Source organism: Methyloglobulus morosus KoM1 (assembly GCF_000496735.2).
In the GTDB taxonomy this organism is placed as follows: domain Bacteria; phylum Pseudomonadota; class Gammaproteobacteria; order Methylococcales; family Methylomonadaceae; genus Methyloglobulus; species Methyloglobulus morosus.
On the sequence record NZ_AYLO01000112.1, the window covers coordinates 35943 to 52514 of the forward strand.

Sequence of the window (16572 nt, forward strand, 5' to 3'; positions counted from 1 at the left end):
AGCTGGTTATTCCCGTTGTTAGTTAATCTGTACCGAACCGCCCTTAATCCGGTTTACACCCGACGAACGGCTAAGTAAATAGGCACCACGTAGGATGATTTTCCCGGCTTTGGTTAAGGTAATGCTGGCTTTACCGCACTTGAGAGTGATGGTTTGTTTTGCCGACAGCACAATGTGTTCGCCGTCGAGTTCAGCTGAGTTTTGTTCGGTGTCTTGCGGTAGTTTTGCCGAATCCGCATGGTGAATTTTGCCAATGATTAATGGCTGGAGCGGATTGCCGCCTTCAAATAACAGGGCGATTTCCCTGCCGACATCCCCTTTAGTTAAGCTTGTCGTACTCCGTGCCGGGATGGCGGTTTCAAGAGGGTTCCCTGGAAAAGCAACCAGCGGTTCACCGTCATCATTGATGCTTAAAAAAAGGCCAATCACCACGCCGTCGATTTTTTGTTCAATGGCCTCCGCAGGTTTTTGTCGTTGTTTTGTCGTCATCTGCCTTTCTCCATCAATTCAAGCTTCAATGGTAGGTTACGCCGCACCCAGCTACATGAATGGCCAATAAAAATGGCAGCATGCTGCGCGGCTAACCCACCCTACGTATTTGTTATCAATTTTGTAAAATTTTCTGCCCTTTCATCGAGATATTATTCGAAGCTTCCGCGTGTATTTTGCCTGAGCCTTCTACTGTAATATCCTTACCTTTAATATGTATTGTGCCATCTTTCTTCATGGTAATGCTGGCGCTTCCCGTTTTGATCGTCACCGAATCCCCTGCATCAATCACTAGGTTTTTTCCCACTTTAAGGGTGTCATCGCCTTTTACATCCGCACTACGGTTGCCGTCCACACCCAATGAATCATTGCCAGTGACAGTCTTGGAGGCATTGCCTGAAACTGCTTCGCTTTGATTTCCACCGACTGTCAACGATTGATTGGCTCCGACATTGGTGGACTGGTTTGCACCCACATCCGTACTCTGGTTTGCGCCCACGTTAATGCTTTGGTACGCACCCACATTGACGGTTTGATAGGCACCAATAGCAACAGCCTGGAATGCCCCAATGCCGATTTCCTGTGCCGCACCGACACCGATGGTCTCATTGATGCCTACCGTGTGAGTGCGTTGTAAAGCGACTGAGCAAGTTTCACTGGCACCAACCGATTTGGTTCTATTTGATCCGATGGTGATGCTTTCATTAACACCGACCGTCTCTGTGCGATTGTTGCCGATGCCTATAGTTTCATTGACCCCCACTTTTTCGGTACGGTTATTGTCGATTGTAATTTTTTCATCATGCCCGACATGTTCGGTGCGGTCATGACCGACTTCTGTAGTTTCGTCATTTTCGACAATATTGTCCTGATTCTTTTCGGCATGGATGTAAACCTGTTCTGAGCCTTTTTTGTCCTCAAACCGGATTTCGTTGAAATTTGCCCCACTGCCGCCTAGGGTGCTGCGGCTTTTGATACCGCTTTGGGTTTTATTGGCGGGTAAGGCATAAGGCGGGGTTTGGTCGCCGTTGTAAACGGCTCCGGTAACAATAGGTCGGTCTGGGTCGCCTTCAAGGAACTCGACGATGACTTCTTGCCCCATACGAGGGATGTGTATGCCGCCCCAGGTTTTTCCCGCCCAAAGCTGGGAGACCCGAACCCAGCAAGATGAGTTTTCATTCTTTTTGCCGTAACGATCCCAGAAAAATTGCAGCTTAACCCTGCCATGTTCATCCGTATAGATTTCTTCACCCGATGGGCCGACGACGACAGCAGTTTGTGGGCCTTGGACGATGGGTTTAGGTGTAATACGTGCTGTCCGAAACTGTGTCTTGCTTTCGATGGCGGTAAAATGATTTGAGTAAGTCGTCCCACTGTCGCCACTGGCTTCGAAGCTATCGCAACGAATCCTATGGTTGACGGAAACCACCAAATACTCACGGTTTTGATCGTCCCGTGGATAGCCTGCGAGTTTGAAAAGTCCTCCAGTTATGAGACCCCTGGCGATACTTTGCCCCTGTGCTTGTTCGTATTTGGCATGTAATTCCTGGATACGGGTTCGGGCATAAGTGCGACCATCACCGCCTTCTACGTATGTGCCTGGGTAATCGTATATTTCATGTTCCGCTTCTATATGTTCTTTTGAAACTTTCGAATCGGCCTTTAGGTCGGCACCTGGTTTGATAAAGTCGTATTCATTCAGCGCATACGCACAGGGTTGCAGTTGTTTTTTGAGGTGCCAACCGTTTATACAATCTTCGTTCCGCAACGCGGTTTTATCCGGCGGGTAATAATTGATCTCTTCATAATCAGGTATGCTTTTATGGATATGTGGGTCATCAACTAATAGCAGCGTATGCTTTCCATCTTCGTGCTTATAGTAGTAATAAATCCCTTCCTGTTCCATCAAACGGCTTATAAAATTAAAGTCGGTTTCGCGGTATTGGACGCAATAATCCCATTTTCGGTAAGTTGCACTGGTATTGTCCTCAAATACCGCATCACCAAAATCTTTGAACACTTCTTTAATGATTTCAGGGACGGTTTTATTTTGAAAGATCCGGCAATCGGAAGTGCGTGTCAACAACCATAACCAGGGATGAACGGTCGCAAAGTATCGCGTGTAACGCCCTTCATCGACGGCTTGGGCAATGCTACTGACATGACCGTTAAAGAAACGTTTTTTTTCTCCAGCCATATTGAGCCGAATAGTCACTTTCTGGCCTAACAGTTCTTCAAATTTGATATTTTCAGTACTCAGCAATTCTAAATCGATGACAAACAGACGACCCAATTCTTCGGACATGGTCATATCGCGAACAAATAGCGCATCTTCCCCAAGTGGAGTACTAATTGCTATTTCACGATTTTTCTGTGTTACCGCCATAAAGTTAGCCTGATCTTGTCATTACTAAGGACTGTGCATTCCACAATCATATAACAGCAGTTAGAATTAAAACACCTGTGGCCTTACTATTCAAATTGATAAATAAATTCTTCATCTTGCACTGAAACATTTATTTTTGAAATTGTTTCTCCAGACATCATTTTTGTCAAAAATTCCTGGCTAATCTTGGGCAATAGGGTATTGGTTAAAATTGCATCCACCACTCTGGCGCCGCTTTCAAGTTCGGAACATCGATTGCCAATGAGTTGAATCACTCCCTCATCATACGAGAAGGGTATGCCATGATTGGCGTTGATCCTTTTTTCGATACGCCCTAATTGCAGTTTGATGATGGCCTTTAACATCTCATCGCTTAACGGGTAATAAGGTATTGTCACTAGTCGCCCTAGTAATGCCGCAGGAAAAATTTTAAGCAATGGCTCACGTAAGGCTTTAGCGATACCTTCAGGTTCTGGCATCAATTCAGGGTCTTTGCACAGGTTCATGATTAAATCTGTGCCTGCGTTGGAGGTCAGGAGGATAATCGTGTTTTTGAAGTCTATATAACGCCCTTCCGCATCTTCCATCCATCCTTTATCAAACACCTGAAAGAATATTTCGTGGACATCGGGATGCGCTTTTTCCACTTCATCCAGTAGGATCACACTGTAAGGCCTACGACGCACCGCTTCAGTCAGGATGCCGCCTTCACCATAACCGACATAACCCGGCGGCGAACCTTTGAGGGTGGAGACGGCATGGGCTTCTTGATATTCGCTCATGTTGATGGTGATGATATTTTCTTCCCCGCCATAAAGCGCTTCAGCCAAGGCAAGGCCCGTTTCGGTTTTGCCGACACCGGAAGACCCGCACAACATAAAAACACCTATGGGTTTGCCTGGGTTATCCAAACTTGCCCGTGAGGTCTGGACGCGCCGGGCAATCATATCCAGGGCATGGCGTTGGCCTATTACCCTTTGGTTTAAGGTTTCGCCCAATTTGAGTATGGCTTCAATTTCATTTTTGACCATACGTCCGACCGGAATACCTGTCCAGTCCGCAATCACCGAAGCAATCGCTTGGCTATCGACAGTCGGAAAAATTAACGGGCGTTCACCCTGAATCTGAGTCAGCTGATTTTGTAGCCCTTTAAGTTGTTCCAGTAATTCAGCACGTTTGCTTTCGTCCAGGTTTTCGGTTTCGATAGTTTCAACATTATGCACCACTTGATCTGCGCTGATGCTGTCTGCAACCTGTTCCAGTGCGCTTTGGGTGCCTTCCACTTTATTGACGACACCGCGCAGTTTTGCCCTTAACTCTAGGATTTGTCCTACTAAAGTTTTTTCGTCCTGCCAACGCCGTTCCAGTTCGGTTAAACGTTGCTGCTCTTCTGCCAGTTTTGCTAGGACAATTTTTTTGCGCTCTGCTGTTACTACACCAACGGCGGTTTCCCTATCGATAATGCCTGATTCGACATTAAGGGCTTCAATTCGTCTGCGGCAATCATCGACTTCTGCCGGGACTGCGTTTTGGCTGATAGCCACTCGAGCACAGGCAGTATCCAATACACTGACCGATTTATCCGGCAATTGCCGATCCGGAATATAACGATGGGAAAGCTTTACCGACCCTTCCAACGCTTCATCCAATAAAAGGATTTTGTGATGCTTTTCCATTACTGATGCGACACCACGCATCATCAACAAGGCTTTTTCTTCCGTAGGTTCATCAACTTTAACAATCTGAAAGCGTCGTGTTAGCGCCGGATCTTTCTCGAAATGCTTTTTGTATTCGGCCCAAGTTGTGGCGGCAACGGTCCTTAATGTCCCTCTTGCCAGGGCGGGTTTGAGTAAGTTGGCCGCATCGCCTGTGCCTGCCGCTCCTCCTGCCCCTATCAGGGTATGGGCTTCATCGATAAATAATATGATTGGTTTTTCGGATGCCTGGACTTCTTCAATCACTTGTTTTAAACGATTTTCAAACTCACCTTTCATGCTGGCACCCGCTTGCAACAACCCCAAGTCCAAGGTGCGGATACTGACTTCCAATAACGGAGGCGGCACTTCTTTTGCCGCAATTCTCAGGGCAAATCCTTCCGCTATGGCGGTTTTGCCAACGCCTGCTTCGCCAACCAGGATCGGGTTGTTCTGCCGTCTTCGCATCAGAATATCGACGACTTGCCTGATTTCTTCGTCCCGACCGACAATGGGATCCAATTCGCCGTTACGGGCAAGTTCAGTCAAATCGACCGAAAACTGCTTTAAGGCGGCCTGTTTACCCAATGATGCGGATGGCATCGCCCCTGAATATTCGCCTGGGGACGCTGCGCCTGCGAGCTTGCTACCGTCTTGCGCTTTCATGGCTTCTTCTGGTGAGCCTGTGACGATAGCGGAAAACTCATCTAACAAAGTATCGACATTAATTCTTTTGAATTGCTCAGATATGGCGTTTAAGGCGTTGCGTAAGTCAGGAGTTTTTACAATCCCAACGATTAAATGACCCGTACGCACTTGATTGCTGCTATACATCAGGCTGGCATACAACCAGCCTTGTTCTACCGATTCTTGGACATGGGAAGACAGATCGGAAATAGACGACGAGCCTGCCGGTAGCCGGTCTAAGGATTCGATGAAATCTCGGGCAAGGTGGGAAGGGTTAATCTCGAACCGTTTGATGATTCGATGCAAATCGGAATCTTGTAACTGTAAGATTTGATGTAACCAATGGATTAGCTCTACATAGGGATTGCCTCGCATTTTACAAAAAACGGTGGCGCTGTCGATGCCTTTGTAAGCCAGGTTATTGAGCTTACCGAATAGGGCCGTCCGGCTGATTGCAGTCATGCTATTTTCTCCCTAACGAGATACAAATCGTTTGCATCGGATACCCTTTCGTTCGCTTGAAGCCAACTTGTCCAGCCAAGCTGGCCATATTTTCCGAGCTGAGTCGTGGGCACTTCTTTTTTATTTAGCATAAGATTCAAATCCCAATTCAATTCGAAACCCATGTAGTTATTGACCAAAGAAAGGACATTTTTTAACCTTTTCCCCGTGGGCAGAAAATCTTCGTAATCGTGTAAATTCAACGGCCCTATCTCAATGCGGAATTTATGTTGGCATTGCCAGGAATTGACACCAAGGACTGCCGAAACACCCAGTTGGCCTGTCGTATGGTCTTTGTCGAGGTAACAGTAACTGTTTTTAGGTATTGCCAGCCATTCCCCGATAAATTCCTGAATTTTAACCGGCACCCTAAAATAATCCCTTAATATAGATACCAAGCCTTCACTGTGTTTAGTATGACAACCCAAATGGGCAGCGAAATGTAATTTTGTATAATCGGGTATGTTGTCCCGGTTTTGTAAAGAGGGTACCCCAATACCCAGCAATGATCCGACATAATCGGAAAAACGATCCTTTTCTGGCCTGTCGAAATGAACTGTCGGCTCCTTATCCGCCCAAGCCCGATAAAATAGGCAAAGCAACCGATGGTGGAACATATCGGCGAAATCTGCCAATGTCGAATCCTTCGAGTCGCGCATCCGGTTGAGGGTATATTCGGTTAGGTGTAGCGGCAAAGGCCCATTAGGGCCGAATACACCAAAAAACAACACTTTTAATTGTTGTGTGCCTGCCGTATTTTTAAAGGATGAGAGCGTTGACGGCGCAAACTGGAGACTGGGTGCCTGCCCAAAACGAATCGGGTCATCAGCGGGGCGTGATGAATAACCAATACGGGGTTTTGTTTTGTAAAGGCATTCCAACTCACGCAATGCGGCAAAGAACCCAAATGAATAAGGCTCTTTTGATAACCTAGCAGTCAAGCCTAAATCAGCGTCCTGGTTCCCGTGCGTACCGGCCATCGCATTATCTCTCCACGTTCCCTCGTCTTAACCACAACTTGGGTATAACTGTTTATTGAAACATATTTACTGATAAACCTTTCCAGGACGGCAGCCAAAAGAAAGCACCCAATACCAGAATACGCCGATTCTTCAAAGGTCATCGTTATTTCCAAACCACGACCAAAACACATTGGCCCAGAAACTGGCACACGTAAGACCACTGGCCGACTTTCAACATTAAGCAAACCGTCTACTTGCTTCGTGAATACAGGTTCTGCGTAGTCGGCGTAGAGCCTCAACAAATCGCGTATCCCGTCTGCACCCTGGCTTTCATCATGATCAATCAAACTAAGATAATTCAGTGACAAGTGGCTCAGTAAACGCCACGCATGCTGGCCTTCTGCATGAGAAGGGACAGGGTTGGTCGGTTTCATAAGACAACGCACCGAATCGACTGGCGCACTGATTTCCAAGGTAAAATCACTCTCGCCATTACCCAGTAACAACAACATTGGCAAATCGCGATTGGTGCATAATGTATTGACACCCAGTTGTTTCAGGTCGCTGCGAAAAGGCGTTGCACTGCTGTCCACCAATGAAATCAAAACTTCACTGCCTTGGTAAGGGGCTTTTAGTTTTCCTGCAATACTAATTCCAGTAAGGCTGGGTTCTCGACGGGCGGTGTAATACGCAACTTTTTCGGCTGGATTAGTTTCTTGCCGATTGGTATAGAAAGGAAGAAACACTTGTTCCATCGTTGCGCCGGAACCATAACCGGCCACTTCAGTGACTGTATGGATTTCGAAATCACTTTGTGCGGCCCTGTCTACAATCACCTGATGTTCTGTACTGCGATTATTCAAATGAACGCGGTCTGCCCGTTTCGGGAAAAGGTTGATCGCTGGGGTACAATAAAGCACAAAATTACTTTTGTTAACCAGGTCTTCCAGTTCCGGTTTCCCAATATCCAACAAAATAACAATTTCTACCGCCGTCCCGTTACAACGTTTTAGGGCAGGTTGTAAATTTAACAACTCGAAAAACAAGAATCGTTCTGGTAAGGCAAAATATTCCTGCAATAATCGGTAACCATTGAAAGACGGCGCTAAATAAGGAAGCAAAGCCTCTTCCTGCGCGAATCCTAAAGATTGTAAGGGGTTATTAATTTTCTCACGCCATGGAGGTTCTTGAACGGCAGGCTGGACCACAACTGAAACACAGTGCCCAATGATTAATTCATACAGTTGTGAAGGTAAAGCACCAATGCCATACAAGTAGATGGGCAGCTTTTCGATCAGCAACTGGTTAATCGGCATATCGAGAACGGTTTCCAGCTTTAGCCTGATCGCCGACTTAACGCCCGTTGTCTTGGAATCGCAATACCGAAGAGCCGGGCCTAAGGGCAAATAAGCGGCATCGGTCAATTGCAAGGGCCACAAATTGAGTTCATGTGCTGTCCGAAACTCACATTTTGTACGGCCTTTAATTTCAGTGGCGCTCAGCAAGCGGGTATCTTTAGGCAAGACAAATCCGGTTTCAGTAACGCCACCTTTCAAATCAGGCGTGAATCGCACTATCGTCATCGAAGGCAATGGCGCCAAGTAGTGAGGGTAAACCATTTCTAACAAATGTTGCGTAAACCGGGGGAATTCTGCATCCATTTTTAATTGGATACGTGCGGTCAAAAAAGCAAACCCTTCTAATAGGCGCTCTACGTAGGGATCGGCGCATTCCGTACGGCCTAAGTCGAGTCCGGCGGCTATTTTTGGATGCTGTTTGGAAAACTCCATACCCATTTCGCGAATGAATTGCAGTTCCTTCTGATAGTACTCGATCATCTGGAGATTCATGCCCGATTTTCCTATGGCCGATAATCGAAGACTGAGACGCTACCGTCTTCCAACTCAAACTCTGTTCGTAGATGCAAGTGCAGCGGTTGCGGTTCCGCCCACAATTCGCCTTCAATATCAAAGGCCAAGGCATTATGGTCAAACATGGTCTTGTCCGCTATCACATGCACCGACAAAGTACGCTTTATGATCCGCGGTTCGTAGTTAATGATCACTTGTTTCAGTAAGCGCTCTATATAAGCCGGATCAAAACCCGTCACCGTTTTTCCGGTCAGGTCAGGTATTCCAAAATTTAAAACAGAGCTCGCAACATCTGGAAAACCATCTAAGTCGCCCTGCGGCGAATATTGGCTGGCGTTGAGCAACCAATCTAAATCCCGTTTGACACATGCCCGTATCTCCTGCACCGAACTTACCGAAGCCGTTAAAATTTTTAGTTGCGCCCGCAACTCATCCAGTTGCTGTTGCAACTCTGAGTGCCGCTTCTTGACCTCTTCAGTCTCGCCTTCCGCTTTTCCACGCAGTAACTGGGCCAATGACCGCTCGATGCCGGAAATTTTTTCTTTTTGGTTACGGACAGAAGTATTGATTGGGTCGTCATCCGTTAGACGATCCAGCAGTGATGGTAAAAATCGCCCTGTCGGCAACGCCTTAGCCACTTAACAGCCCCGATGCCGTTCCTGTTGTTTCCGCTATATTGTCAAAACAAATTGTACGCACATCCAACAAAGGGTAATCCGATGATTCTGTGGTCACTATTTTTTGGCCCAGGCCTAAAAAAAGATTATCGCCACAATCCTCCCAAACGGTTTTCCTGGATAAGGCAAGCAGAGGATCATCAGCGTTATAGGACGATGGATAGCGAGCAGGGATTATCCCGTAACTTTCCCCACCATTAACCCAGGTGAAATGTGCTGGCAACCATACGACATCCCTAAGATCGACGGGTTTTTCAATGCTGATATTGGCAATACGTTGCAACGGCACCCATAAATAGCGGCCATCAACCATGGCTTCTACGATAGGGCCTAAGCGGGAATCGCTGTCGGCAAACCACTCGAACCTTATCCCGTCAATGCTTCCGGAAACGATGGGGGCCTGTTCGAAGGCGCAGTCACGCAATTCTTGTGATTTATGGAATTGCCCTTGGGCAGTCAATTTTAGTGCCTGCAGTAACAAGGCGATCCATTCTTCCGGCTTTCCAAAGACCACAGGTTCCTTATTGCCAAGAAAAACTTCTTCCCTGAAACGCTCACAAGCAATCACTTGCCGATACATGGCAACCATCGCCAGCGTAGCCGCATCCAATTCGCCAGCAACATTCAATTGGGTCAATGCGCGATCCCATTGACCCAAAACCGATAAAAGTTGAAACAGAAAAACCCGCAATTCGGCCTTAGCAGGCTGTGACTTCACTTGGTTTTGTAGCTGCAGTAAGGCGGCATTTAAATCGCCTTGCTTAACAAACTCTTCTGCTGTCATTTGGGATACCGGTCATATTCGCTTAACCAATGAGGCAGATAACCACCTCAATCTGCCTCGGACTTGTCTTTCCTAAAGCTCTATTTTAGGTTCCTTGATTGGTTTTCAAATCAAAACTTTTCGGCCCCACGTCAGTACCCTTACTACCGTCATCTTTGGCCGGGGTATAGGTCCAGCTGATTTTATCATAGACAAAACTGACCGATTCCATAGGTCTATCTGACCCACCGCCCGAAATGGATATGTTTGAAATCATGGCGTTTTCCATCTCGTATTTCCAAAAACAGAATTTTTCGCCCGTATCCTGCCAAGCTTCAAGCTTAAGTTTTGCTATATGTTTCCCTGTTGCGCAAAAAAGATTCAAATCAGGGCTGGCTTTATCGACTAGCTTCATTATCGTTAGGGGTTGAAAATCTGCACGCGCCGATGCACGGCCGCCAGTTCCGCTCGGACCCGATGAAGGTTGCGATAAACCATGACTGTAACTTTGAACTTCGATCCAATCTTCGTGCCCTTTATCGGTGGATTCACCTTTGACGGGCTCTATTTGCAAATACGTATTTGTGGCCATTACTAATTACCCCTATATTGTTGAATTAAAACATAAACACAGCCTAACTGCTTCGTGGGTAAGCTCATCTTAGGTATCCCTAATACTCCGAATCTCCAGAAAAGATATAACAAAGGACGGAAGTATAGTTAAGTTTCCACCAATCAAAACCCTGTCGATCAATTGAACTAACCTACTGAAATACCTGAAGTTAACTTCCACACAATCTTTAACGCACTTTTGAAGCCTCCAATTAGCAATACCCTCACGCTCCCTTTTGTGAAGGTAGCTTTGAAACCAAGCGTAATGACACGGTCAATCCTTCAAGCTGATAATGCGGCCGTAAAAAGAATTTCGATGTGTAATACCCAGGGTTCCCTTTAACTTCTTCAACCACGACTTCTGCCGCTGCCAATGGTTTTCTCGCCTTGTCCTCTTCGGAAGCAGTAGCCGGATTTGACTCGACATAGTTACTAATCCATTTGTTTAGCCATTTCTCCATATCATCGCGTTCTTTGAAAGAGCCGATTTTGTCTCGAACGATACATTTCAAATAATGCGCAAAACGGCAAACGGCAAATAGATAAGGCAGTCGTGCGGAAAGATTGGCATTGGCTGTCGCATCAGGGTCGTCGTATTCGAAAGGTTTTTGAAGGGATTGCGCTCCAATAAAAGCGGCAAAATCCGAGTTCTTTTTATGCAACAACGGCATAAAGCCATTTTTAGCAAGTTCTGCCTCGCGCCGGTCGCTAATCGCAATTTCGGTTGGGCATTTCATATCCACGCCACCATCATCGGTTGGGAATGTGTGCGTTGGCAAACCTTCCACCGACCCGCCGGATTCTATGCCTCGGATACGTGAACACCAGCCATACAATTTGAATGCCCGATTAATATTTACCCCCATTGCATAGGCCGAATTAGACCATGTATATTTGTGATGGTCGGCATGTTCGACATCTTCTTCGAAGGCAAATTCTTCAATCGGAATAGTTTTTGACCCATAAGGCAACCGAGATAAAACACGCGGCATCGTCAACCCGATGTAACGCGAATCTTCCGATTCGCGCAATGAACGCCAGGAGGCGTAATCGGGAGTTTGAAAAATCTTGGTCAGGTCACGGGGATTAGCCAGCTCCTGCCAGGAGCCCATATTCAAAAGGGATGGCGCTGCGGCTGCAATAAACGGGACATGGGCGGCCGCACAAATCTGTTTCATTTCTTCCAGAAAACCGACATCGGTCGGACTATGGTCGAACTCGTAATCACCCACCAAACAACCGAAAGGTTCACCGCCAAATTGCCCGTATTCATGTTCATAAATCTTTTTAAAAATAGGACTTTGATCCCACGCAGTTCCCTTGAATTTCGTCAACGTTTTATACATATCGTTTTTGGAAACATTGAATACTTTGATTTTCAGCATTTCGTCCGTTTCGGTATTGTTTATAAGGTGGTGCATGCCGCGCCAACTACCTTCCAGTTTCTGGAAGTCAAGATGGTGCATAATCTTGTTCACTTGGTCGCTTAAGCGTTTGTCAATTTCTGCGATGATGGCTTCAATCGACTTGACGGCATCTTCAGAAATCAGGTTGGTTTTCGCTAACGCCTGTTCGGCCAGGGTTTTAACGGCATCTTCTACGGCTTCCTTGGCTCGTTCAGATTTCGGTTTAAATTCTTTTTGTAGTAAGGCAGCGAATGAATCGCCGGCTTCCATTGCTTGTGTAGCAGCTTCTGAACTGGCTGCCTGAGTTGCGGTATCGGCCATTATTTGTCCTCCTCTGTTTTACCGGGCTCTCCGGTTTCATCGGTTTTGTCTGCGGCGGTGGCGGGTTCAACGGATTCGACCACGGGTTTAGGGGCCGCCGCCAACGACTGCAATAATGCAGAATCTTTTAAAGCCTTCGCAATCAGTTCTTCTGCACCACCCTTGCCATCCATATAAGTCAGTAAGTTCGATAATTGGGTACGGGACTTCAGTAATTGATTAAGGCCATCAACCTTACTTGCAACTGCACCGGGAGAAAAATCATCCATACTTTCAAATGTGATATCAATGCTTAAATTGCCTTCTCCAGTGAGGACATTGGGTACCTGGAAAGCCACCCTGGGTTTCATGGCTTTTAACCGGTCATTGAAATTGTCAACATCAATTTCCAAGAAGTCTCGGTCGGCAACCGGTGCCAATGGATCTGCCGGCTTTCCCGATAAATCCGCCATCACCCCCATCACAAAGGGTAACTGAATTTTTTTCTCGGCCCCATAAAGTTCAACGTCATACTCAATTTGCACTCTGGGGGCGCGGTTACGGGCTATAAATTTTTGACTGCTCGCTTGTGCCATTTTTTTACCTCTGCTCAATTAGGTTACGGAAATAACTCGTTAAAATTTTTTAGAATTTTTTACCTTGATTTATTCAGTTTTTTTTACGCCACAAATATTCTCCGCCTGACTGACAGCGTCAGGCGTAAGATCCTTTAATATCTCCATAAAATTCATGGAAAGAAGCTTTTTTGCCCGTTGCAAAAGAAAAGGAACAGGGCTGGATGGTTCGTATTTTTCGAAATATATACAAATACCATCAATTGCGAAAATAACTTCTTCGCGTGACTGTATTCCATTACCTTTAACCGCCTTAACTCCCGTTTTAGTTGAACCGCCGGACGACGCCAGTTCATCTAAATTTTCTGAATCGGAAACACCCTGATCAAGCGCCATTGCTTCTTTAAGTTTAATTTTTTCATCCAATAGTTTTTGAATGCCCTTAAATAAATTTATCAAACGGGAAATATCTGGCGCGTTACTCGCACCAGCCTTATCGGATGAAATGGTCAGAATTGCATTTGCCTGTTCGAACGCATGTTTAATTGTGGCGCTCCGGTCTTTCAGGTCATTAAGGCCTGTTTCATTAAATGCCGCCTCAACAGTGTCCAAATAGGTAGTCGCCTTTATTTTTGCTTCTTCCAATGTCCTGGGGGCATCTTTGTCATTGCTCTTTTTCAAAGATTCCGCGTAGCTTTCTTGCGACATATGGCTTAACGCTTCAAACTTACTCTTTGCGGATTCAATTTGATTCCAGGAAAATTCACCGAGTTTCGATTTTGTGAGCGGGAGATTTAGGAGGGGTTCGATAATTTTTTTGTCATCATTCAGAGTGGCCAACGTATTCATCCGCAACACGGGATAATCATCATCGGAATCCGTTTGTGGGTACACATCATCCCAATAGGCATTTAGCAGTCCATTTATAAGCGTTAAGCCATTGTCCAAGCCAGTAAAACCTTCCGTTTGTATAAGCCCGCAAGTCAAATACATGGCAACTTGTATATCCCGGCTACGTTCCAATAATGTTAAGGCTGTCTCACAGACTTTTCTCCAGTTAGGTGACTTTTCTGGAATAATGACATCGCCCATTTGACGCTCGGGTATAGTTTTTGCCTCATTTTCCAACTGGGCAAAAACAAAATCCTCCTCCAGATTTTCTCCACAAGGAGAATCAGGGCTAATCTCAATAAGTAAATGATCTAATTTAAAATTACCCATTTCTCACCTTATATTCCGCTAATAAATATTAAGCACTAATCATCCAATGGTTTTGCTTATTTTTTTAAGGCTTATCCTGAAATCAATAAAAACAAAACTCTTAGGTTATTTTTCATTTTCAGTCTAGAACGCAGAATGATGCTAACACTAAACTATCTCCCCTAAAAGTGAATTTTTCACACACGTGTTCTTTTTTCCTGAGCGGCCTAAGTTTTACTGGAGGCTAAGTCTTATAGCCCTAAAAAAGGGCTGACATTCGTCGCTTGATTTAGACTTCGGATATAAGCTATAGTGAATTTGAAGGAATTCAAAAAAATAATTTTTAGCGATTTTGCAAAATAATTGCATCAATGGCTGTTAAAAAATTCACAGATAAACCCTTTTTTTTGTGAATAAATAAGGCTACTAAAAAATTGAAACATCAATAGGGTAACGAGGGAGTTGTAAAGGATTTATTTCCAGGGTCACTAATTGCCATAATCAAAAAGGTGGATGCTTGTTTATATGAAACTTTTGTTAAGCGTCATATCGTCGAACGCAAATCTGGAACGTTCCTCTCGAATTACGCTCAATCAAGAGAGCGCGTCGATAGGGCGACACGAAGACAATACCTTAGTTTTGTTTGACCCCAAAAAATTTATATCCAACCATCATGCCCTAATTGAATATAAGCCACCCGATTACTTTATTACCGATATTAGCGCCAACGGCGTCTTTGTCAATCAGTCACCAAGGTCGTTAGGCAGGGGTAATAAGCTAAAGCTTAAAGATGGGGATCAATTCACTATTGGTGACTACAGCCTTTACGTGAAGTTGTTGGCGGAGGACAGTTACCCCACACATTTTCCCAGTGACCCCCTGCCAACCCAACAGGTTGAAAGTTTTGTCGATCCCTTTGCCGAGTTCGATTCTGATCCCATCCAAGATATGATCAATAGCAATGAACTGATTCCGTCTACCTGGAAAGGAAAAATAGACTTGCCCGAAGACCCGTTTGGGATTCCTGGCCTTAATATTGAACCATCGAATTTAAGCACGGAAAACCAACATGACAACACCGCGTTTGATCACCTCCCTGTTTATAAAGAGGCGTTTCAGCCCCCCCTAAAAAAAACAGCCGAGTTCCCCGTTGGGTCACCGCCCATCTCAAATCCAACTGACATTTTTCCAGAAGACTGGTTTACCGAAAAAAAAGACAATCATGAAAGCGTTGTCATTAACAAGGAATTTCCACCCATCGATGAACCCATCCAACCGCCTCCTGTAACCATTCCAGAACCGCCAATCATTTCTCCCTCAACGGATTATCATAACGAATTAATCCAAAACTTCCTTAACGGCGCAAAACTCGACCACAGTAAATTTGCTGATGCTATTACGCCACAGACTTTTTACACTATTGGCGCTATGCTTAGGGCATCCGTTCAAGGAACTCGGGATGTCCTGGACGGAAGGGCGCGGATTAAAAATGAAATGCATTTGGATGTGACCTTGATTAGGCCTAAAGAGAACAATCCGATCAAGTTTTCTGTTAGTACCGACGAAGCCTTGGCTAAACTATTAGCACCCGAAGACAAGGCTTATTTGACTCCCGAAAAAGCGATGAATGAAGCGTTTGATGATATTCGGACCCATCAATACTCGGTCATTGCCGGTATGAAATCAGCGTTGTTTGCCATATTGAAACGCTTTGACCCAAAAATACTAGAAGAACGCCTGCAAAAACAAAGCCCCATATCCGCCAACATCCCCATTCATAAGCAGGCAAAATTATGGAAACAGTTTGAAGATCTTTACGAAACACTTGAACAAGAGACCAAAGATAATTTTTATCATTTATTTGGTCAAGCTTTCGCAGACACCTATAACCAAGTCATAAATAACCTGAAGAAAGACCATTCAAATTAATTTATGGACATTAAGTTACCGATTGTTATGTACAAATTCACACTGGCTATTTTATTGATGCACTTATTCCTCAGTGGCTGCAGCTCAGACCCCGAGAAAGAAGAACCTAAACCACCACCGGAAACTAAAGTGAATGTCAGCATTTCAGTTTCTAGTTTAGTGAACCCTGATATTAATGGCCGCCCCTCTCCGATAGTGCTGCGGTTATATGAACTTAAAAATATAGGCAAATTTGAAGAAGCCGATTTTTATAAGTTATTTGAAGACCATGAAGGGGCCCTAGGTTCTGATCTTGTAGCATCCGAAAAATTTCATTTTAAACCTGGCGATACTAAAACCTTGAATCATACAGTCTCTCCAGACACCAAATATATGGCGGTAACGGCTTCATTCCGGAATTTCAACCAGTCAGTTTGGCGGGACTCCATAGCCATCGAAGCGAACAAGACATCTGAACTAGTCGTCGTATTGGAGAGCTTGAACGTGAGTATTAAGAAAAAGCAAACAAACTAAACGAACG

At 45.2% G+C, this 16572-nt stretch carries 13 protein-coding genes; 2 read left to right on the plus strand and 11 right to left on the minus strand.

Annotated elements, in window-relative coordinates; translation table 11 throughout:
- Positions 1-18: 18 nt before the first annotated feature.
- From MGMO_RS14460 to tssA, 11 genes are all read right to left on the minus strand, one after another.
- The gene (locus tag MGMO_RS14460) at positions 19-489 is read right to left on the minus strand and encodes a DUF6484 domain-containing protein (protein ID WP_023495802.1); all 471 of its coding nucleotides are present in this window, start codon (positions 487-489) and stop codon (positions 19-21) included.
- 115 nt (positions 490-604) lie between these two features.
- On the minus strand, positions 605-2875 hold the full coding sequence (locus tag MGMO_RS14465) for a type VI secretion system Vgr family protein (RefSeq protein WP_023495803.1): 2271 nt from the start codon (positions 2873-2875) through the stop codon (positions 605-607).
- Between the two features lie 86 nt (positions 2876-2961).
- Entirely contained in the window at positions 2962-5718 is a 2757-nt protein-coding gene (gene tssH / locus MGMO_RS14470) for a type VI secretion system ATPase TssH (protein WP_023495804.1), read from the minus strand.
- On the minus strand, positions 5715-6737 hold the full coding sequence (gene tssG / locus MGMO_RS14475; RefSeq protein WP_023495805.1) for a type VI secretion system baseplate subunit TssG: 1023 nt from the start codon (positions 6735-6737) through the stop codon (positions 5715-5717). The genes tssH and tssG overlap by 4 nt, the downstream gene beginning before the upstream one ends.
- Positions 6701-8569, minus strand: coding sequence for a type VI secretion system baseplate subunit TssF (gene tssF / locus MGMO_RS14480; protein WP_023495806.1), 1869 nt, complete (start codon positions 8567-8569; stop codon positions 6701-6703). Before tssF ends, tssG begins: the two co-directional genes overlap by 37 nt.
- Positions 8570-8580: 11 nt before the next feature.
- Positions 8581-9228, minus strand: coding sequence for a type VI secretion system baseplate subunit TssE (gene tssE, locus MGMO_RS14485; protein ID WP_023495807.1), 648 nt, complete (start codon positions 9226-9228; stop codon positions 8581-8583).
- Positions 9221-10051: a type VI secretion system accessory protein TagJ gene (locus MGMO_RS14490; protein WP_023495808.1), complete on the minus strand. Its 831-nt coding sequence runs from the start codon at positions 10049-10051 to the stop codon at positions 9221-9223. Before MGMO_RS14490 ends, tssE begins: the two co-directional genes overlap by 8 nt.
- Before the next feature lie 85 nt (positions 10052-10136).
- A complete protein-coding gene (locus MGMO_RS14495; RefSeq protein ID WP_023495809.1) occupies positions 10137-10622 on the minus strand; it encodes an Hcp family type VI secretion system effector in 486 nt (161 codons plus the stop codon).
- A 244-nt stretch (positions 10623-10866) separates the two neighbouring features.
- Positions 10867-12369: a type VI secretion system contractile sheath large subunit gene (gene tssC / locus MGMO_RS14500; protein ID WP_023495810.1), complete on the minus strand. Its 1503-nt coding sequence runs from the start codon at positions 12367-12369 to the stop codon at positions 10867-10869.
- Positions 12369-12944, minus strand: a complete 576-nt coding sequence (gene tssB, locus MGMO_RS14505) for a type VI secretion system contractile sheath small subunit (RefSeq protein ID WP_023495811.1) — start codon at positions 12942-12944, stop codon at positions 12369-12371. The genes tssC and tssB overlap by 1 nt, the downstream gene beginning before the upstream one ends.
- 69 nt (positions 12945-13013) lie before the next feature.
- On the minus strand, positions 13014-14144 hold the full coding sequence (gene tssA / locus MGMO_RS14510) for a type VI secretion system protein TssA (protein ID WP_023495812.1): 1131 nt from the start codon (positions 14142-14144) through the stop codon (positions 13014-13016).
- Between the two features lie 504 nt (positions 14145-14648).
- On the opposite strand from tssA, the gene tagH reads away from it, so the two are divergent.
- Positions 14649-16052, plus strand: a complete 1404-nt coding sequence (tagH, locus tag MGMO_RS14515) for a type VI secretion system-associated FHA domain protein TagH (RefSeq protein WP_023495813.1) — start codon at positions 14649-14651, stop codon at positions 16050-16052.
- 3 nt (positions 16053-16055) lie between these two features.
- Positions 16056-16565 carry a type VI secretion system lipoprotein TssJ gene (gene tssJ, locus MGMO_RS14520; protein ID WP_023495814.1) on the plus strand — a complete coding sequence of 170 codons (510 nt, stop codon included), beginning with the start codon at positions 16056-16058 and terminating at the stop codon, positions 16563-16565.
- Positions 16566-16572: the final 7 nt, after the last annotated feature.